This window comes from Gilliamella sp. B2923, assembly GCF_026536565.1.
Taxonomy (GTDB): Bacteria; Pseudomonadota; Gammaproteobacteria; order Enterobacterales; family Orbaceae; genus Gilliamella.
The window spans coordinates 439,391-460,331 of the sequence record NZ_JAFNNZ010000001.1; the positions used below are offsets into that span (position 1 = coordinate 439,391).

Genomic DNA, 20,941 nt, shown 5'->3' on the forward strand with positions numbered 1-20,941 from the left:
AGTTAAAGTCATAAAAAGCTAATTGTTGCAAAAAAGGCGTTGTTGTTTAACTTGTTTTTGGTTGGGTGGCATGATTGTGATGCTAACCATTTTACAAGACGCAAGGTAGGATTCAGTATGAATGTGAAATTGCCAATTATCCGGAACAATATAACTGGCAATTTCGGGATAACTATCAAGTAATTGAAAGGCGATGTGTTGTGCTTGTTTAAAGTTGGATAAGTCGTGTTGTTGGTGAAACAACACTTTCTGATAGCCAACGAAACTTATCATGATGATTGATATTAATAAGCTAGCTATCATAACTTCGATAAGGCTAAAGCCTGTTTGGTGCGGCTTATTCACAATCGATACTCCTTTTTTCCGGGCAATAATCAAGCCAGTGACCTGGTTGGCTGATAAGTTTATGACTGTCATAATGGGTCAATTGATAAAGATAAAAATGCTCCGCTTCACCTCGAACTAGAATATAGTCATCAATTTTTAATAGTGATTTTTTAATGCAAGCTTTTAGTTGAAATCTTGCTTCAATTAAGCATTGCCATTGATCCGTTGGAGTCGGCCAATTTTGCGTTATAGCCCATTGTAAAGCGGAGCTCGCTTGATTAAATCGTTGATAATATTGTGTTTGACTAATAATTGTTTTTTGTTCGGAAATGATTAACGAATGAAATCCTGTTAATAATAGCAACCCAATAATGGTTAATATAATGACCATTGATATCGTACTGAAACCTGACAGCGAATTAGGGGGATAGTGGGTTTTCATTTTTTATAAATTTAGTTATTTGATAATTAATTTTTTTGTTTTGTTTTAATTCTGCCGCAAGGGTAATTTCCAAACCATTTTTTTGCTGTTTAATTGAAAATTGCGTGATTTTCACTTCAGCAGGATCGAACAGTTTTTCCCATTGCGAACTTCGACAGTTAAGCTCGCCTGTTTTGTACTCGATATTTTTTTGATTATAACGATAGCTAAATATGTCTGAATATCGGGTGAAATTGGGGTTATAGATCCAATCATTACGTATTTCGCTATCATAACGTAGCGTTATACAGTAAGGATTTGAGGTAATATCGATCGGTTTTGCTGTCATTTTTGTTGGATCGTTAGCAATAAATCCAGCTCGTCTGATATCCTTTGATAAGCCTACTAGTCCTTGCTCAACAATTGTTTGTAAATGTTTTTTTTGATAATGATGATAAATATTGGTTTGCAATTGTGTGTAAAAAGAGCTTATGCCGAGCACCATTATCGTCGATAATGTTATACTGATTAGCGCTTCTAATAATGAAAATCCTGACTGATTTAACATGGCGGCAGCCCCGTGAGGTAGCTACTTTTTCGACAAAACCGGATACGCCCTTGCGATGAAACAAAGATTTTGCTGGTACCGATACGATTACTTAATTCGAAAGAGATATTTTTGGCCATATTACGGCGCCCCCAAAATGTGGCGCTTTGGTTATCATTCAATCCGCTAATAACGACTGAATTGTCGGGCTTGATAAATTGCAATAAACCTTGATGACAAGATTGAGGTTTTTCACCTTGAGTAATACTTAAGCACCAAGGTGAAACAAAAAGATGAAGATAGTAATTATCATTATTCGTGTAAGCTTTTACTTGAACTTCGCTCAAAAAAGAAGCTAATTGTTTGGTGGTTATCTCTAATTCATTACGCAACTTTTGGGCTTGCCAATGGTTAATACCCACACTAGCTAATATGGCACTAATACAAACAACAATGAGTAATTCAATTAAAGAAAATCCTAAATTTTGCATAGCTGAATTTGATTATCATAAGGTAGCGCTATGTTAACTGAAAGGAAGATGAGGGCAGATATTTGTTGTTATTTTGGAACAGATGCCACAAATCATTTTTTATTTTTACTTAAAAAAGTTAATGATATGACAAACCACTTAAAAATCACGACATATTATATTATACTGTTTGCCTATTTGAATTTGCTAACGGACTAAAAGTTAAAGGAAACGAGAGATGCAACAACTACAAACTATTATTGAAGCCGCATTTGAACGTCGTGCTGAAATCACCCCATCAAATGTTGATACGGTAACACGTGATGCCATTAATCAATGTATTCATTTACTCGACAGCGGTAAGATGCGTGTCGCAGAAAAAATCAATGGGGACTGGGTGACTCACCAATGGTTAAAAAAAGCTGTATTACTCTCTTTCCGCATTAATGAAAACCAACTTATCGATGGTGGGGCGACTAATTATTATGACAAAGTGCCATTAAAATTTGCCCAATATGATGAAGCTCGATTCCAACAAGAAGGCTTCCGTGTTGTTCCATCTGCGATTGCTCGTCAAGGAGCCTATATCGCTCGTAATACTGTATTAATGCCGTCTTATGTCAACATTGGCGCATATGTCGATGAAGGTACCATGGTTGATACTTGGGTAACTGTCGGATCGTGTGCGCAAATTGGTAAAAATGTGCATTTATCCGGTGGTGTTGGTATTGGTGGCGTTTTAGAACCATTACAAGCTAACCCGACTATCATAGAAGATAACTGTTTTATCGGTGCACGTAGTGAGATTGTTGAAGGTGTTATTGTCGAAGAAGGCAGTGTTATTTCAATGGGTGTATTTATCGGTCAAAGTACTAAAATTTATGATCGTGCAACCGGTGAAGTGCACTATGGTCGTGTACCGGCTGGTTCTGTGGTGGTTTCAGGTAATTTACCAACAAAAGACGGTAAATATAGCCTTTATTGTGCTGTTATCGTTAAAAAAGTTGATGCTAAAACGTTAGGTAAAGTAGGTATTAACGAATTACTTCGTACCATTGATTAATTTTTACTAATCACTTCTTAATTTGCCGTCAAAGTCGTTTGGCGGCTTTTAACTACATCATTCATCTTTTATATTAATATCATTTATAACCATTAGAAGAGGAAAACTTATGCCTTCTTTTGATATTGTGTCAGAAATCCAAATGCCAGAAGTTAAAAATGGCGTTGAAAACGCAACGCGTGAATTAACTACTCGTTGGGATTTTAAAAATGTTGAAGCTTCATTTGAGCTCAATGAAAAAAATCAAACTATCAAAGCAACAAGTCAATCAGACTTTCAAGTACAACAATTACTGGATATTTTGCGTGATAAGCTAGCTAAACGAGGCATTGACGGCGGTGCTTTAGACATTCCCGAAGAGCTGGAACATAGTGGTAAATTCTATAGTATTACCGTTAAGTTAAAACAGGGGATTGATAAAGAATTAGCTAAAAAAATTGTCAAGTTGATAAAAGATAGCAAACTTAAAGTGCAAGCTCAAGTTCAGGGTGAACAAGTGCGTGTAACGGGTAAATCTCGGGACGATTTACAAGCGACCATGGCATTAGTGAAAAATGGTGAATTAGGCCAACCGTTCCAATTTACTAACTTTAGAGATTAATTATTTATCTTTGCCGATATTATTCGGCAAAGTTGCTTATTACCCATTTATATGGGTATTTTTTGTCAAAAGATTTCAGATTTACTATACGTTTAAGTATAAAAATTTTCGATAGTAAATGCTGCCTTTCCTCCTTTACCCTAATAAACTTCGTAAAAAACAAGATTTTTTGTAGTGGATACGTTATGCTATTGATCTGTCTAACTGCTTAATGATTGTACGACTTATTATGATGAAAAAAATCGTTCTTTTTTTAGTCTTATTTATATTTTCCGGATCGTTGATTGCGCAAACTCCTGATGAAGAAAAGAAAGTTTTTATTGATAACCTTTTATCGAAAATGACGATTAAGGAAAAAGTCGGTCAATTACGATTGATCAGCGTTGGTGGTGAATTAACTTTAAGTAAAGTTCTCGATCAAATTGAAGCAGGTGAAATTGGTGGTATTTTTAACACCGTTGTTGAACCTGATTTATCTCAAATGCAAGAACGTGCCTTGCAATCTCGCAACCAAATTCCACTTTATTTTGGTTTTGATATTATTCATGGTCATCGCACGATATTTCCAATCAATTTAGCTATAGCATCGACATGGGATCGTTCAGCAATAGGTAAAGTTGCCGAAGTATCTGCTGATGAAGCAACCAGTGACGGTTTAAACATGACTTGGGCGCCAATGGTTGATATTACTCGAGATCCACGTTGGGGTAGGGTATCAGAAGGATTTGGTGAAGATCCTTATTTGGTATCAGAAGCCGGTCGTATTTTTGTTGAAAAAATGCAAAAACAGTCTTTACAAGATAAAAAATCTTTAGTGACCACGGTGAAGCATTTTGCTTTATATGGCGCCGTTGAGGGTGGGCGTGAATATAATAGTACCGATATGAGTGAACGCAAGATGTTTCAAGAGTATCTGGTTCCTTATAAAGCGGCCATTGATGCCGGCAGCCGTGCGGTAATGGTATCTTTGGTCAGTGTCAATGGTATTCCGGCAAGTGCTAATCACTGGTTATTAACAGAAGTATTACGTGACAAATGGCATTTTGACGGTGTTGTTGTCAGTGATCATGGTGCAATTCGGGAATTAATTAATCATGGTGTAGCCAGCGATCCTAAAGATGCGGTGCGTGTTGCGATCAAAGCCGGTATTGATATTAGTATGAACGATGAGTATTTTTTACAATTTTTACCGGAACTTGTTGATCAAGGGGTGATTTCTGAAAATGAAATAGATCGGGCTTGTCGTCGAGTTTTAGAATTAAAATATGATATGGGATTATTTAAAAATCCTTATCGTAATTTAGATCCGAATTTAGATATCGACACAATGTTTGCTGATAATCGCTTACATAGACAAGAAGCTAGAGATGTTGCCCGCCGTAGTATTGTATTGTTAAAAAATAACGATCATCTTTTACCACTGACAAAAGATATGAAAATTGCAGTCATTGGGCCTTTAGCGGATTCTAAACGAGATATTTTAGGTAGTTGGTCTGGGGCAGGGCGAGCTAATTTAGCCGTCACACCACTAGAAGGTATTAAAAATGCCGTAAAAGATCCTAAACAGATTAGTTATGCTTTTGGTGCAAATCTATCTGATGATCCGAACTTATTTAAATTTTTAAATTTATACGGAATGAGTAGTAAATTTGATGAAAGGCCGGCGGATGAGATGTTAGCACAAGCGGTTGCTGCCGCTAAAGAATCTGATGTTGTTGTGGTTTTTGTGGGTGAAGCACAAGGTATGGCGCATGAGTCTTCAAGCCGTACAGATCTTGCGTTGCAAGACAGTCAGAAACGGTTGATTAAAGCATTGAAGGCAACGGGGAAACCGGTTGTGATTACATTAATGAATGGACGCCCTCTGACATTGCCAGAAGAGTATGACCAAGCCGATGCAATGCTCGAAACGTGGTTTTTAGGTACAGAAGGAGGAAATGCCATTGCAGATGTCTTGTTCGGTGATTATAACCCTTCAGGTAAATTGCCAATGTCTTTCCCTATGAATGTAGGGCAAATACCTGTCTATTATAGTCATTTAAATACCGGACGCCCACGTGGTACGCAGAACATGGGTAAATATACCACTTCATATTTTGATAGCCCAAATGAACCTTTATTCCCCTTTGGTTTTGGTTTAAGTTACACCGATTTTACCATTGATTTTGCTTTATCAAGTGATCAGATGTTGCCGGGCGGTGAAATTGTGGTGACTGCCAATGTGGAAAATATTGGTGATAAAACCGGTATGCAAACTGTTCAGTTTTATCTTCAAGATGTAACGGCGTCAGTAAGCAGACCTGTCAAACAGTTAATCGGCTTTGATAATATTACTTTAAAGCCACGAGAAAAAGGACAAGTTAAGTTTGTTATCAAATATGACATGTTAAAATTTTGGAACGATAAAATGCAATATGTTGCCGAACCCGGAAAGTTTAATGTGTATGTTGGTGATGACTCAACTACAAAAAATAAGCAAACGTTTACTTTGCTTGATAAATAAGTTAACAATCAACCGTCGATAGTCATCGACGGTTTGCATCTATGGTCAGCATCATGTTCGAATTTGATCTTGTATTACAGCTTTTACAACAAATGTGTATTTATTTAGTCATTGCTTATTTGCTAAGTAAAACACCCATTGTCATTCCGCTGATGCAAGTTACCGTTCACTTACCTCACAAATTAATCTGTTATTTAATTTTTTCACTATTTTGTATTATGGGTAGCTATTTTGGCTTACACATTGAAGACACAATTGCTAATACTCGAGCAATTGGCGCTATTTTAGGGGGGTTACTCGGTGGACCCATGGTTGGTCTGTTAGTGGGGATAACCGGTGGTGTGCATCGTTACACTTTAGGGGGGATCACCGCTGAAAGTTGCATGCTCTCAACCATTTTAACCGGATTAATCAGTGGATTACTTCACTATATTTTAATGAAAAAAGGGCGAGTTGATCTTATCTATAACCCATTATTAGTTGGGATATTAGGCTTAATTGTTGAATCGATTGAAATGATTATGGTGTTATTAATCTCTCGACCGTTTGATGTGGTTTTACATGCAGTTGGTAGCATAGCTGCACCGATGATTGTGGCTAACAGCATTGGGGCGGCAATGTTTATGCGAATCTTGTTAGATAGACGAGCTATTTTTGAACGTTATACATCGGCTTTTTCGGCTAAAGCGTTAAAAATTGCGGTTAGTACTGAAGGTTTATTGCGTGAAGGGTTTAATCAGATCAATAGTACAAAAGTTGCCGAAATTATCTATCAAGAACTCGATATTGGTGCAGTTTCTATCACTGACAGAGAAAAAATATTAGCTTTTATTGGTATTGGTGATGATCATCACTTGCCCGGCACGCCGATTACGTCAGATATTACCTTAAAAGCAATTGAAGAAAATGATGTGAAATATCTTGACGGTGTACATCAGCCTTATCAGTGCTCAATTAATAAAAATTGCCGTTTAGGCTCGACGCTCGTTATTCCCTTACGCGGTGAAAATAATACTGTAGTAGGTACCATTAAACTCTATGAAGCCAAAAATACCTTATTTAGTTCGATAAATTGTACTTTGGGCGAAGGGATAGCCAGTTTATTATCAGCCCAAATTCTTGCCGGTCAAAATGAGCGCTATAAGCAACTATTATCGAAAACCGAAATTAAACTTTTACATGCGCAAGTTAATCCTCACTTCTTATTTAATGCCTTAAATACTTTACTTGCTGTTATTCGTCGGGATCAAACTCAAGCTTCGCAATTAGTTCAAAATCTCTCGACTTTTTTCCGCAAAAATCTTAAACGAACCGAAGAAATGGTATCGCTAAAAGACGAGATAGAGCATGTCAATGCTTACTTACAAATCGAAAAAATGCGATTTATGGAACAGTTAACCGTCGAAATCGATATTCCGAGTGAATTAGAATACGTTCAACTTCCGGCTTTTTCATTGCAACCTATAGTTGAAAATGCGATAAAACATGGGACTTCTCAATTAATAGGCAAAGGAAAGGTAATTATCAAAGCCTACCAGCAAGCTCAAACGCTAATATTAGAAGTCATTGATAATGCGGGTAATTATCGGGAAAATAGAAAAGATATTAATGGTCTTGGTTTGAATTTAGTTGATAAACGGATTAATATTCGCTATGGGGAGAAGTATGGGATAACAATTGATTGTATACCCGACAGTTGTACTAAAGTTCGACTGACCATACCGTTGCAAGAGGATGTGACTGTTCAATGTTAAATGTAATTATTGTTGATGATGAGCTACCTGCACGAGAAAATTTACGGTGTTTATTGCAAAACGATCCTGAAATTACCATTGTTGCTGAGTGTCAAAATGCCATGGAAGCGATTCGAGAAATTCATCGTCTACAACCTGACGTCGTGTTTTTAGATATACAAATGCCGAAAATAAACGGTATTGAAATGCTTTCAATGCTGGATCCTGATACGATGCCGCATATTGTTTTTTTAACGGCTTATAGTGAATTTGCTGTTAAAGCATTTGAAGAACAAGCTTTTGATTATTTGTTAAAACCTGTTGAGCAAGGGCGATTAAATAAGACATTAACTCGGCTTCATCAGCAATGCCCGTCAAATATTGAACAATTAGCGTCAATTGAGCAAGAATTTAATTATATTCCTTGTGTTGGTCACAATCGGATTTATTTATTAAATATGGATGATGTGTTTTATATCGCCTCAAAAGTCAGTGGTATTTATGTTTTTAATCATGAAAATAGTGCGTATTTCACCGAATTAACATTAAAAACATTAGAGGACAAAACCCCTTTGATTCGTTGCCACAGGCAATATCTGATCAATCCTAAAAAATTAAAAGAGATTCGTTTTAATGATGCTGGCGGTGTTGATATCATTCTAATAAACGATATTTCAGTACCGGTAAGTCGTCGGTATCTTAAACCTTTCAAAGAGACTATTGGATTATAACAATTGAAATAATTCGACCGTTCATTGGCTAAATTTAACCACTTATCAGCTTGATTTAGCCTATAACTAAAATACTAATTTCTTTCAAATCAATAAAAAATTACTATACGCTTGGATATAAAGGAACCTTTAGTAAGCGCTTAGGTCGCTAATTGTCAAAAGTCATCTTTTATGATGTACTTTTGATTTTTAACCAATTTTTAACTGGTTAAGGGTGGCTAAGTTTCTTACTAATTAATATAAACCCACAAAGAGAATCATTATGAATAATAAAGTTTTCAAACATATTCCATGGTTGATCCTAGCTTTTGTCGGTGCATGCTGTCTGGCGGTAGTTGCATTACGACGTGGAGAACATGTCAGTGCACTATGGATAGTTGCCGCTGCTGTTTCAATCTATCTTGTCGCATACCGTTATTACAGTATGTATATTGCAAAGAAGGTGATGCAATTAGATCCTACTCGAGCAACGCCTGCTGTCATAAATAATGACGGTTTGAATTATGTACCAACTAATAAATATGTCTTATTTGGTCACCATTTTGCTGCTATTGCCGGAGCCGGACCGCTTGTTGGCCCTGTTTTAGCTGCTCAAGTTGGTTATTTGCCTGGTACCCTTTGGCTACTTGCCGGGGTTGTGTTGGCGGGTGCTGTACAAGACTTTATGGTGTTATTTTTGTCTTCTCGCCGTAATGGTTCTTCATTAGGTGAAATGATTAAAGAAGAGATGGGATCTATTCCCGGCACTATCGCATTATTTGGCTGTTTCCTGATTATGCTTATTATCCTTGCGGTATTAGCATTGATTGTAGTTAAAGCCTTAGCTGAAAGCCCGTGGGGTGTATTTACGGTTTGTTCAACCGTACCTATTGCCTTATTTATGGGAATATATATGCGATTTATCAGACCAGGCCGTGTTCTTGAGGTCTCGGTTATAGGGATTGTTTTATTAATTCTCTCAATTTGGTTTGGTGGTGTAATTGCTCATGATGCATATTGGGGACCAGCTTTAACTTTTAAAGCAACCACGATTACTTATGCACTAGTTGGTTATGCATTAGTTTCTGCCATGTTACCTGTATGGTTAATTTTAGCGCCTCGTGATTATCTTGCTACTTTCTTAAAAATTGGTGTTATTGTTGGGCTAGCCATTGGTATCGTTATTTTAAATCCTGATCTTAAAATGCCTGATATCACACAATATGTCGACGGAACAGGTCCGGTATGGAAAGGCGCATTATTTCCATTCCTATTTATTACTATTGCTTGTGGTGCGGTTTCCGGATTCCATGCATTAATTGCATCGGGTACTACGCCAAAATTACTGGCAAATGAAAACGATGCCCGTTTTATTGGTTACGGTGCAATGCTAATGGAATCATTTGTCGCTATGATGGCTTTAGTTGCGGCATCGATCATTGAGCCGGGACTTTATTTTGCCATGAATACGCCTCCGGCAGCTTTAGGTATTACTATGCCCGATCTTCATAAATTAGGTACCGATCAAGCTCCGATGATTATTGAACAATTGAAAGAGGTAACCGTTCATGCCGCTGCAACGGTCAGTTCTTGGGGATTTGTGATCTCACCTGAAGAGATACTACAGACCGCAAAAGATATTGGTGAGCCTTCAGTCTTAAATCGTGCAGGCGGTGCGCCAACTTTAGCTGTTGGGATTGCACATGTATTTCATCAGATTATTCCTGGTGCTGATATGGGCTTTTGGTATCACTTTGGTATTTTATTTGAGGCTTTATTTATTTTAACAGCCTTAGATGCAGGTACCCGCTCAGGTCGCTTTATGCTTCAAGATTTGTTAGGCAATTTTGTGCCATTCTTGAAAAAAACTGATTCGTTAGTTGCCGGTTTCATTGGTACGCTAGGTTGTGTTGGCTTATGGGGTTATCTGTTATATCAAGGTGTTGTCGATCCATTAGGCGGTGTTAAGAGTTTGTGGCCATTGTTTGGTATTTCTAATCAAATGTTAGCCGCAGTAGCCTTAGTTTTAGCAACAGTTGTGTTAATTAAGATGAAACGTGCTCAATATGTTTGGGTAACGATTATTCCTGCTATATGGTTATTAATTTGTACAACATGGGCATTAGGATTGAAACTATTTAGCAACAATCCACAACTTGAAGGATTCTTCTATTTAGCGAATGAATATAATCGTCGTATTGCCGAAGGTAGCGATTTAACACCACAACAAATCGATAATATGCACCACATTGTAATAAACAACTACACCAATGCGGGATTAAGTATCCTGTTCTTAGTTGTTGTTTATGGTATTATCTTTTTTGGTATTAAAACGGCAATCAAAGCCTTCAAAAATAAACAAAGAACAGATAAAGAAAGAATGTATATACCAATTCCTAAAGGTGGTGTAAAAACATCAATGTCACATTAGTTTGAGCTAATTAGGATGTAGTAGCGATATTGCATCTCAACAGTAAACTCAAATTATTTTAGCTAAAGCCTAACAATCGATCATTGTTGGGCTTTTTTATTTTGGCTTTAAAAAAGTGCTTCAACTATTGAAAATAACGAGTGTCAAATCAGCTAATTTAGCGATGCCGCTTTAACTATCTATTTGTCATTTATAGATTGATAGCAAGTAGCATGGATAGGTAAAAAGAATGTGAATAATTTATTTTTACTGATAGGTAAATATTTGCAGTTTATTCATTAAAAAATCAGCCAATAATTAATATTGGCTAATAAAATAAATTAATGTAAAAGTTAGTAGTATCTAATCAATGATTCTGCTTTGTTACACAATAACGATTGCATAAATTTTGGTGCATTTTTAGTATCATCAGTCCAAAAAGGGATTTTATTTTCTTTACAAATTTTAATCATTTTCTCAATGTCGGTTTTCTCATATTTGTTTTTCAATACAGATAGAGGCGTATATTGCCATTCATCGGCTGTGATATCCGGAAGTGGAAAATCGGGTATATCTTTAAACACTGGCGTGATCCATGCTTCACTATAGGCTGGATCAGGTGTAGTAGAAGTTTCATCTTGAGATATATGATAAAGTTTACTCATTATTTTTGCTTTGTTGCATATTTTGGTTTTCACCAATAATGTCTGATCACCATTTTCACTATAATCAGGGATTTTCTCTTTTTTACAAATATCGATTACTTTATCAATATCTTCTTCTTTGTATTTTAAAAGAAAGATATTGTTTTCAATATTCCATTCTTTAAGCGTAATATCAGGAAACGGAAAACCCGCTATATCTTTAAATACAGGTGTGACATAAGCCTCTTTATAATCATCTTTTGGATCCGCGTGAATATTAACGGAAATTAACAGCGCTAAAATTGGTGTAAATTTTTTCATCATTCTTTATTTTCCTACATGATTAAATATTGAAACTTTTTAAAGGATAGGTTCAACATTTAATGTTATTCCATCCACAGAAGTCACAATCACGACTTGTCCTACTGGTAAATCTTTATCACAGGTAGCTGACCATGTACCGTCTTTTATTTTAACTCGACCAGAACCATTAACAATGGCTTTTGTAACAACGGTTTTAGTACCAATTAAGTCTTGTTGTGGTTGATTAATCTCACCTTTACTCGATTTATCCTGTCCCTTCTTTTTGAGCCAACCCCACCAAATATAAGCTGAAACTAAAGTAAAAATAGAGAATAAAATCCAAAGGATAGGCCAAGAAAGTGGTAAACACCATGCGATTAAACCAACGATAATGGCTGCAATACCGCTCCAAAGTAAATATCCACCAGAACAAAGTAATTCAGCGATCAACAAAATACCGCCTAAAATAAAAAATACCCAATGAGGTGAATTATAGATAATTAGTGCAAAATCTGTCATGATCGATTTCCTACAAGACTTATTTGATTAAAAACTAATAATTATCTCCTTACATCAAGTCAATGATGTCAAGGAGATAGATTTTCTAAATCTTACGATAATTATTTAGTATTTTTGATAAGTTCAGCAATGCCGCCAATGCTACCCATTAAGCTTGCTGCATCGAGTGGCATCATGATAACTTTACTATTATCTGATGAGCCGATATTTTGTAGCGCTTCGGTATATTTTTGTGCAACAAAGTAATTAATTGCATTGATATTACCTGCGGCAATCGCTTCAGAAACCATTTGAGTTGCTTTCGCTTCAGCTTCAGCAGCACGTTCACGGGCTTCAGCTTGTAAAAATGCAGCTTGTCTTTCACCTTCAGCTTTTAATATTTCTGATTGTTTTTCACCTTCAGAACGTAAAATTGCTGCTTGACGAACACCTTCTGCTTCAAGAATTTCCGCACGTTTATTACGTTCAGCTTTCATCTGCGCATTCATGGCAGCGATTAGCTCAGCTGGCGGGCGAACATCTCGAATCTCAATACGAGTAATTTTAATTCCCCAAGGGCTTGTTGCGTCATCAACAATACTCAATAATTTTGAGTTAATATGATCACGTTGTGATAACATTTCATCCAGCTCCATACTACCAAGAACGGTACGAATGTTAGTCATCATTAAGTTTATTACTGCGCGCTCTAATTGGTTAACTTGATAAGCTGCTCTGGCTGCTTCTTGAACTTGTATAAAGCACACTGCATCAATTTGTACGTTGGCATTATCTTTAGAGATAACTTCTTGCGACGGAATATCAAGTACTTGTTCCATCATATTAATTTTACGACCCACACCATCCATAAATGGAATAATAATATTTAAACCAGGTTCTAGAGTGTGCGTATATTTTCCAAAACGTTCAATAGTATATTGAAAACCTTGTGGAACGATAGTAATGGCTTTTAGTACTGTTACAACTGCAAGTAAAACAATGATACCGATAAGAATATAAAACATTGGCATATATCTAAATCTCTCAAAATTTATGGTTGGTTTAGTAAGTGAGTCATTCTAATCGTTCTTACCCTATTTGACTAGTTTTAATTAACAATGTAAGTATATTTTTAATAATCTGTTAAATTAACGTTTGATTGGCATAAAATTATTCATCTACTAATAAAAATAAACCAATAAAGTTAAAGCGGCTTTATCGTGTAATCGATTGAAATATCTGTCAAAGGTTATACCATTGTGCCTAACTAACGTTAGACCTCCTTAAGCCTTGTTGAAACAAGATAATTTTTATTAGCAAAGCACGACTTTTAACGAGTGTCTTTGACTATATCATTTGGTTAGTTAAATCGATTAAAGTTAATTTTTATGCTGCACACAAAATATCCTCTTGACAATAAACTAATGAACTAGTTTAATAGTACAAAATTTATTTAAAACTGATAACTAAAATGAAAACACAATATTTACGCTTAACTACCCGTATGTTCACTAGCTTTGATTGGTGGCGCATTACTTTTTTGCGGGTGATGTGATGAATTATTGTTTTTTCTTAAACCCGCTAACTGCGGGTTTTTTAGTTTCTGATAAGTTAAAAAATAAATTGTAAATAAAAATTTGCATAATAGGAGAGTCAACAATGAATAAGCCAACGTTAACCCAGATAACCAAGACTATTGATTATCTAAAAGATCCGACTCAAGTGTTTAATCAATTATGTGATAATCGACCAGCAACATTGTTGTTAGAATCAGCGGAAATTGATAACAAGCAAGGTATTAAAAGTGTGATGATTGTCGATAGTGCGATGCGCATATCGGCGTTAAATAACGAAGTGACTTTCGAGGCATTGACAACCAATGGTGAAAAACTGCTGCCTTTATTGCAAAATACTTTTTCAGATAGTGTCGAACAAAAGCTTGTTACTCCCCAAAAATTAACGTTGGTTTTTCCTGCTGTAGATGATCTGCAAGATGAGGATTCTCGCTTAAAATCACAATCCATTTTTGATGCATTACGAGCATTGCTAAATCTGGTTAACATTCCACAACACAGCCATGCCGATGCCGTTTTTGTTGGTGGCCTATTTAGTTATGACTTAGTTGCAGGTTTTGAAAACTTACCGATTTTACCAACGGAACAACATTGTGAAGATTTCTGCTTTTACTTAGCAGAAACCCTATTAGAAATTAATCACCAATCCCATGTATCAATTTTCAAAGCTACCGCTTTTACTTCTGACGACAAAGAAATTTCACGATTAACTGATAGATTTTCCGAATTACAGTCAATGCTGAAACAACCCGTTAAACCGATTAAGACCCAATCATTGGCAAATGTTAAAGTAATGTGTAATAAAAGTGATGACGATTTTAATACAGCGGTTAAAAAAATGCAGGATGCGATTGAGCAAGGTGAAATCTTTCAAGCTGTGCCATCCAGACGTTTTTCATTACCTTGTCCGGCACCATTATCGGCTTATCAAGTTTTAAAAGCCAGTAACCCAAGTCCTTATATGTTCTATATGCAAGATAAGGATTTTGTGTTATTTGGTGCATCTCCTGAAAGTGCACTTAAATATACTAAGGCGACTAATCAAGTTGAAATCTATCCAACTGCCGGTACTCGCCCTCGAGGCTTAAAACAGAACGGCGAAGTCGATCATGATCTTGATAGTCGATTAGAGCTTGAGATGCGAACAGATAAAAAAGAACTGGCTGAACATTTAATGTTAGTTGATTTAGCACGGAACGATTTAGCGAGAATTTGCCAGCCCGGCACGCGTTACACCAAGGAACTATTAAAAGTAGACCGTTACTCTTTTGTTATGCACTTAGTGTCAAGAGTTGTGGGTCAACTGCGTCATGATTTAGATGCCTTACATGCTTATAGAGCTACGATGAATATGGGAACGTTAACCGGTGCTCCAAAAGTTCGGGCAATGCAGTTGATAGCTGAATTGGAGAAAGTTAAACGAGGGAGTTATGCCGGTGCTGTAGGTTATTTTACCGCTAATGGCGATCTTGATACTTGTATTGTTATTCGAAGTGCCTATGTTGAAAACGGAATTGCAACCGTTCAAGCTGGGGTTGGTGTGGTTTTAGATTCTGAACCTCAATTAGAGTCCGATGAGTCCCGTAACAAAGCACGTGCAGTCGTGCGAGCAATTATGGCAGCACATAATGTAGAAGGAGTATTTTAATGGCTAATATTTTATTTATTGATAATGTGGATTCATTCACTTATAACTTAGTCGATCAATTACGTAATAGCAAACATTGTGTGACGATTTATCGTAATACGATACCTGCCGATGTTATTATCGAAAAATTATCTCAAATGCATAACCCTATTTTAATGTTATCCCCTGGACCTGGTGCGCCGAGCGAAGCAGGCTGTATGCCGGAACTGCTTAAACGTTTAAAAGGGCAGTTACCAATCATTGGTATTTGTCTAGGTCATCAAGCCATTGTTGAGTCTTACGGTGGTACTATCGTGCCAGCTGGTGATATTTTGCATGGTAAAGCTTCGCTGATAGAACACGATGAACAAGCAATGTTTAAAGGGTTACCTAACCCATTACCGGTTGCTCGTTATCATTCATTAAAAGGGGAAAATATTCCTAAAACATTAACGATTAATGCCCTTTGCAATAATATTGTTATGGCTGTACGTAACGATCAAGACCGAGTTTGCGGTTTTCAGTTTCATCCCGAATCAATTTTAACTATTCAAGGTGTAAAACTATTAGAACAGACGATTGAATGGGCACTTAATCCGCCACAACCTCAAGTACAACCAAAACAAGAAGCGATAGTTGATAAACAAGAATACAATATTCAACCAATCCTTAATAAATTGTATTTAGGACAAGTATTAACTCAAGAAGAGAGTAAAATGCTGTTTAATCTGATTATTCAAGGAAAAATTGAGCCTACAGTACTTGCCACCGCAGTGATTAGTATGAAAGTTCGTGGTGAAAAACCTGATGAGATAGCGGGAGCGGCTCAAGCATTACTTGAAAATGCTGATAGTTTCGATATTCCGGATTATGATTTTACCGATATAGTGGGAACTGGCGGTGACGGAACTAATAGTATTAATATTTCAACAGCCAGCGCTTTTGTTGCTGCTGCCTTAGGCTATAAAGTGGCAAAACATGGTAATCGTGGAGTATCGAGTAAATCCGGTTCATCAGATGTCTTATCGGCTTTAGGGATTAAATTAAATATGCCAGCCGAAGCGTCACGAAAGGCGTTAGATGAGCTTGGTGTCTGTTTCTTATTTGCACAACAGTATCACACCGGTTTTCGCCATGCAGCCCCAGTTCGTCAACAGTTAAAAACAAGAACAATCTTTAATGTATTGGGACCGTTGATTAACCCGTCCAGACCAAAACGTATTTTATTAGGTGTTTATCATCCGGATTTGATTAAACCGATTGCCGAAACGTTAAAAATGCTAGGTTATACTCATGCTTATGTGGTTCATGGCGCAGGTATGGACGAGGTTGCTATTCATGGTGAGACTCAAGTTGCCGAAGTTAAAAATGGTGAAATCCGTTATTTTACGTTGACGCCACAAGATTTTGGACTCAATACGTATGCCTTAAAAGATATTGAAGGTGGCACTCCAGAGATGAATCGTGATATGTTAATTGCAATTTTACAAGGACACGGCAAACCAGCTCACGAAGCGGCTATTGCAGCTAATGTCGCAATGTTAATGAGCTTGTTTGGTCAAACAGATTTAAAACAAAACGCTAAACAGGCCATTGATATGATGCGTAGTGGCAAGGCTTATTCGCTTTTACAACAATTAGCGGCGAGATAGGAAGGGAGAGTGTTATGGCAATTGCAGCATTGACCAAAAATGTTGAAATGGCGACGGTATTAAAAAAGATCATCGATGATAAGCAGGCATGGTTAACCGAGCAACAAGCAATAAAGCCGTTAGAAACATTTAAATCGGCTATAAAACCGAGCGATCGTGATTTTTATCAAGCATTAAGTCAGCCTAAAACTGTGTTTATTTTAGAGTGCAAAAAAGCGTCGCCGTCTAAAGGATTGATTCGTGATGATTTTGATCCCGCTAATATTGCTAAAGTTTATAAAGATTATGCTTCGGCTATTTCGGTGCTAACAGATGAAAAATATTTTCAGGGTAGTTTTGAGTTTTTGCCAATAGTCCGCAATGAAGTTACTCAACCCGTTCTTTGTAAAGACTTTATTATCGATGAATACCAAATCTATTTAGCCCGTCATTATCAAGCCGATGCAATTTTATTAATGTTGTCTGTTTTATCTGATGATGAGTATCGTTATTTAAGTGAAATTGCGCATCAACTCAATATGGGGATATTAACTGAGGCGAGTTGCGAAAAAGAGGTCGAACGAGCAATTGCGCTTGGTGCTAAGGTGATTGGAATCAATAATCGGAATTTGCGTGATTTGAGTGTTGATCTAAATCGGGTAAAAACTCTCGCTAAAACTATTCCTGATGATCGTATTATTATCAGTGAATCGGGTATTTATACACATAATCAAGTCAAGGAATTAAGTGCCTATGCCCATGGTTTTTTGATTGGTAGTGCCTTAATGTCAGAATCAAATTTAACATTAGCGATTAGAAAAGTAATGTTTGGTGAAAATAAAGTATGCGGTTTAACCCGAGCTGAAGATGCTGTCGCTGCTTATCAGTCGGGTGCGGTATATGGTGGTTTAATTTTTGCACCTACATCACCACGCTATATTTCACCAATAAAAGCTCGTTCTGTCATCGCAGCAGCACCACTTAATTGGGTTGGGGTTTTTAAAAACGAGAGCGTTAATCAAGTTAGCCAAATAGCCCAGCAGTTATCGCTTTATGCTGTTCAGTTGCATGGTGGTGAAGATGATAACTATCTACAAGCTTTACGCCAACAACTGCCTCAATCGTGCCAAATTTGGCAGGCAATAAGCATTAGTAGCGTGATTCCTCAGCATCATAATCCTTTGGTGAGTCGCTATATTTTTGATAATGGTGCGGGTGGAACAGGTGAGTGTTTTGATTGGTCTTTGTTAAATGGTCACAATTTAGATAATGTGATTTTAGCTGGTGGCATTAATCCTCAAAATATAAAATCTGCCTTAGCAACAAATGTCATTGGTGTTGATCTTAACTCTGGTGTAGAAGCGTCACCCGGCATTAAAGACAAACAAAAAATTACAGCCGTATTTGAACAAATTAAATTAAATTAAAAAAGGAATGGTTATGTCTAAATTAAATCCTTACTTTGGTGAATTTGGTGGGCAATATGTTCCCCAAATATTAATGCCAGTGCTTGAGCAACTTGAGGATGCCTTTATATCAGCAATTAATGATCCCGGTTTCCAAAAAGAGTTTAATGATCTTTTAGTAAATTATGCCGGTCGGCCTACTGCACTGACCTTATGTAAAAATTTAACTGCCGGCAGCAAAACTAAACTTTATTTAAAGCGAGAAGATCTGGTGCATGGTGGGGCGCATAAAACAAATCAAGTTTTAGGGCAGGCGTTACTGGCTAAAAGAATGGGAAAAACGGAAATTATTGCCGAAACGGGCGCAGGACAACATGGCGTGGCTTCAGCTTTGGCTTGTGCTTTACTGGGCTTAAAGTGTCGAATTTACATGGGTGCAAAAGATGTAAAACGTCAAGCGCCTAATGTGTTTAGAATGCGATTAATGGGGGCGACAGTGATTCCGGTTGAAACTGGCTCAGCGACGTTAAAAGATGCCTGTAATGAGGCTTTGCGTGACTGGTCTGGCAGCTACGAAAAAGCACACTATATGTTAGGTACTGCCGCAGGCCCACACCCTTTCCCAACTATTGTACGTGAATTTCAACAAATGATTAGCCGTGAAGCAAAACAGCAAATCCTTGAAAAAGAAGGGCGGTTACCTGATGCGGTTATTGCTTGTGTTGGCGGTGGCTCGAATGCTATAGGCATGTTTGCGAATTTTATCGAAGATAAATCGGTCAGATTAATTGGTGTAGAGCCGGGTGGTCATGGTATTGAAAGTGGTGAGCATGGTGCATCGTTAAAACATGGAAAACTGGGTATCTACTTTGGAATGAAATCCCCAATGATGCAAACAGATGAAGGACAAATTGAAGAATCATACTCGATTTCAGCCGGGTTGGATTTTCCGTCTGTCGGGCCACAGCATGCTTATTTAGATAGTATTGGCCGAGCAGATTATGTGTCGATTACTGATGATGAAGCTTTAGATGCGTTCAAAGCATTATCACGTAGTGAAGGTATTATTCCGGCGTTAGAATCGTCTCATGCATTAGCTTATGCACTTAAGATGATCAAAGAAAATCCAAATAAAGAGCAATTATTGATTGTCAATCTCTCTGGTCGAGGGGATAAAGATATCTTTACTGTTTATGATATTTTAAAAGCAAAAGGAGAAGTCGAATGAACCGTTATCAAAAACTATTTGATAAATTAAAACAAGATAAAAGAGGTGCATTTGTTCCTTTTGTCCCAGTTGGCGATCCTAACCCTGAGCTTTCATTAAAAATTATACAGACTCTAATCGATGCCGGCGCGGATGCGTTGGAGCTAGGAATACCATTTTCTGATCCTATGGCCGATGGACCAACCATTCAAAATGCCAATATTCGGGCTTTTCATGGTGGAATCACTGTGGATAAATGTTTTGCTATGTTAACTCAAATCAGAAAAGATAATGCCGATATTCCTATCGGGCTATTGATTTATGCAAATTTAGTTTTCAAACAAGGCATTGATAACTTCTATGCCAAATGCGCCCAAGCAGGTGTCGACTCAGTTTTAATTGCTGATTTACCGGTGGAATATGCTTCAGAATTCACTCAGTATGCAGAAAAACATGGCATTGCCCCAATATTTATCTGTCCACCGAATGCTGATGATGAAGTCATGAAAAAAATTGCCCAACAAGGTAAGGGTTATACTTATTTAGTGTCTCGTGCTGGTGTGACCGGAACAGAAAACAGAGCCAATAAACCGCTCACCCATTTATTAAAAAAATTGGTTGAATTTAATGCACCGCCGGCTATACAAGGATTTGGTATCTCCGATCCTAGTCAAGTAAGCGAAGCGATTCAATCCGGTGCAGCCGGCGCCATTGCCGGCTCAGCTACTGTAAAACTAATTGAGAAAAACTTAGATAATCCTGAAAAAATGCTTGATGAGTTAGCCCACTTTGTTAAAAGTATGAAAATGGCAACCGCTCAGTAGTTTTTTAGCGAATTGGTCAGCTATGCCTGCTGACTTGAAAAGTGGAAAATAGCACCCATAATGAGATTCAGATATTGTTCAGTTATTGTTAAAATAGCAACAAAATTTGGGGTGCTATTTTTCACTTAGTTTAAGCGTAATTACCAAAATCACTGTGATTTTGAGTTGCATTTTTTGGAAAATACAGTATAATCTTCAGCCATCTATCGCGGGGTGGAGCAGCTTGGTAGCTCGTCGGGCTCATAACCCGAAGGTCGTTGGTTCAAATCCAGCCCCCGCAACCACTTTAAATTTTCATTCATATATTAACTATCCTATTATTGTCTGAAAGTTCATATCAAGTGGCTTCATTATAGTTTGTTTTGAATGTAGCCTCGCTTGTCGAGGCTTTTTTGTATGTAATAATTTAAGCGTAAGTTTAAAAGGAATGTTGGGCTTTATG

The 20,941-nt window shown here is 37.1% G+C and carries 18 protein-coding genes and 1 tRNA gene; 12 read left to right on the top strand and 7 right to left on the bottom strand.

The genetic code is table 11. From position 1 onward, the window contains the following. Window positions 1-18 precede the first annotated feature (18 nt). From J3U42_RS01920 to J3U42_RS01935, 4 genes are read right to left on the bottom strand one after another with little or no spacing between them, the layout of a single operon-like run. Window positions 19-345, bottom strand: a complete 327-nt coding sequence (locus J3U42_RS01920) for a type IV pilus modification PilV family protein (RefSeq protein ID WP_267335208.1) — start codon at window positions 343-345, stop codon at window positions 19-21. After that, window positions 338-718, bottom strand: coding sequence for a DUF2509 family protein (locus J3U42_RS01925; RefSeq protein ID WP_220217815.1), 381 nt, complete (start codon window positions 716-718; stop codon window positions 338-340). The genes J3U42_RS01920 and J3U42_RS01925 overlap by 8 nt, the downstream gene beginning before the upstream one ends. A 28-nt stretch (window positions 719-746) precedes the next feature. Beyond that, window positions 747-1,316, bottom strand: coding sequence for a prepilin peptidase-dependent protein (locus J3U42_RS01930; RefSeq protein WP_220217814.1), 570 nt, complete (start codon window positions 1,314-1,316; stop codon window positions 747-749). Further along, window positions 1,310-1,786, bottom strand: a complete 477-nt coding sequence (locus tag J3U42_RS01935) for a prepilin-type N-terminal cleavage/methylation domain-containing protein (RefSeq protein WP_267335211.1) — start codon at window positions 1,784-1,786, stop codon at window positions 1,310-1,312. Before J3U42_RS01935 ends, J3U42_RS01930 begins: the two co-directional genes overlap by 7 nt. 217 nt (window positions 1,787-2,003) lie before the next feature. Here J3U42_RS01935 and dapD point away from each other — a divergent pair, with 217 nt between their 5' ends. The 6 genes from dapD to J3U42_RS01965 all read left to right on the top strand — a co-directional run bounded on the left by dapD (window position 2,004) and on the right by J3U42_RS01965 (window position 10,806). Further along, window positions 2,004-2,828: a 2,3,4,5-tetrahydropyridine-2,6-dicarboxylate N-succinyltransferase gene (dapD, locus tag J3U42_RS01940; protein WP_220217812.1), complete on the top strand. Its 825-nt coding sequence runs from the start codon at window positions 2,004-2,006 to the stop codon at window positions 2,826-2,828. A gap of 109 nt (window positions 2,829-2,937) precedes the next feature. Continuing rightward, entirely contained in the window at window positions 2,938-3,429 is a 492-nt protein-coding gene (locus tag J3U42_RS01945) for a YajQ family cyclic di-GMP-binding protein (RefSeq protein ID WP_220217811.1), read from the top strand. 232 nt (window positions 3,430-3,661) lie between these two features. Continuing rightward, window positions 3,662-5,932: a beta-glucosidase BglX gene (gene bglX, locus J3U42_RS01950; RefSeq protein WP_416380432.1), complete on the top strand. Its 2,271-nt coding sequence runs from the start codon at window positions 3,662-3,664 to the stop codon at window positions 5,930-5,932. 53 nt (window positions 5,933-5,985) lie between these two features. After that, window positions 5,986-7,686: a sensor histidine kinase gene (locus J3U42_RS01955; protein ID WP_267329788.1), complete on the top strand. Its 1,701-nt coding sequence runs from the start codon at window positions 5,986-5,988 to the stop codon at window positions 7,684-7,686. Then, complete coding sequence (gene btsR, locus J3U42_RS01960; protein WP_220217808.1) at window positions 7,680-8,396, top strand: two-component system response regulator BtsR; 717 nt, start codon at window positions 7,680-7,682, stop codon at window positions 8,394-8,396. The genes J3U42_RS01955 and btsR overlap by 7 nt, the downstream gene beginning before the upstream one ends. 262 nt (window positions 8,397-8,658) lie before the next feature. Further along, window positions 8,659-10,806: a carbon starvation CstA family protein gene (locus J3U42_RS01965; protein ID WP_370633969.1), complete on the top strand. Its 2,148-nt coding sequence runs from the start codon at window positions 8,659-8,661 to the stop codon at window positions 10,804-10,806. A 332-nt stretch (window positions 10,807-11,138) separates the two neighbouring features. Here the strand turns inward: J3U42_RS01965 and J3U42_RS01970 are convergent, their stop codons facing one another. The 3 genes from J3U42_RS01970 to J3U42_RS01980 all read right to left on the bottom strand — a co-directional run bounded on the left by J3U42_RS01970 (window position 11,139) and on the right by J3U42_RS01980 (window position 13,255). Beyond that, the gene (locus J3U42_RS01970) at window positions 11,139-11,753 is read right to left on the bottom strand and encodes a hypothetical protein (protein WP_267335215.1); all 615 of its coding nucleotides are present in this window, start codon (window positions 11,751-11,753) and stop codon (window positions 11,139-11,141) included. Between the two features lie 36 nt (window positions 11,754-11,789). Next, complete coding sequence (locus J3U42_RS01975) at window positions 11,790-12,251, bottom strand: NfeD family protein (protein WP_220217806.1); 462 nt, start codon at window positions 12,249-12,251, stop codon at window positions 11,790-11,792. Between the two features lie 101 nt (window positions 12,252-12,352). Further along, window positions 12,353-13,255: an SPFH domain-containing protein gene (locus J3U42_RS01980; protein WP_294832873.1), complete on the bottom strand. Its 903-nt coding sequence runs from the start codon at window positions 13,253-13,255 to the stop codon at window positions 12,353-12,355. Between the two features lie 634 nt (window positions 13,256-13,889). On the opposite strand from J3U42_RS01980, the gene J3U42_RS01985 reads away from it, so the two are divergent. The 6 genes from J3U42_RS01985 (at window position 13,890) to J3U42_RS02010 (ending at window position 20,783) form a co-directional block, all read left to right on the top strand. Further along, window positions 13,890-15,452, top strand: a complete 1,563-nt coding sequence (locus J3U42_RS01985; RefSeq protein WP_267335217.1) for an anthranilate synthase component 1 — start codon at window positions 13,890-13,892, stop codon at window positions 15,450-15,452. Then, a complete protein-coding gene (trpD, locus tag J3U42_RS01990; RefSeq protein WP_267335219.1) occupies window positions 15,452-17,083 on the top strand; it encodes a bifunctional anthranilate synthase glutamate amidotransferase component TrpG/anthranilate phosphoribosyltransferase TrpD in 1,632 nt (543 codons plus the stop codon). Before J3U42_RS01985 ends, trpD begins: the two co-directional genes overlap by 1 nt. 14 nt (window positions 17,084-17,097) lie before the next feature. Further along, window positions 17,098-18,489: a bifunctional indole-3-glycerol-phosphate synthase TrpC/phosphoribosylanthranilate isomerase TrpF gene (gene trpCF / locus J3U42_RS01995; protein WP_324169854.1), complete on the top strand. Its 1,392-nt coding sequence runs from the start codon at window positions 17,098-17,100 to the stop codon at window positions 18,487-18,489. Between the two features lie 13 nt (window positions 18,490-18,502). Beyond that, window positions 18,503-19,696 carry a tryptophan synthase subunit beta gene (trpB, locus tag J3U42_RS02000; protein ID WP_255556117.1) on the top strand — a complete coding sequence of 398 codons (1,194 nt, stop codon included), beginning with the start codon at window positions 18,503-18,505 and terminating at the stop codon, window positions 19,694-19,696. Next, a complete protein-coding gene (trpA, locus tag J3U42_RS02005) occupies window positions 19,693-20,499 on the top strand; it encodes a tryptophan synthase subunit alpha (RefSeq protein WP_267335221.1) in 807 nt (268 codons plus the stop codon). The genes trpB and trpA overlap by 4 nt, the downstream gene beginning before the upstream one ends. 207 nt (window positions 20,500-20,706) lie before the next feature. Beyond that, a tRNA-Met gene (locus tag J3U42_RS02010) sits at window positions 20,707-20,783 on the top strand. Window positions 20,784-20,941: the final 158 nt, after the last annotated feature.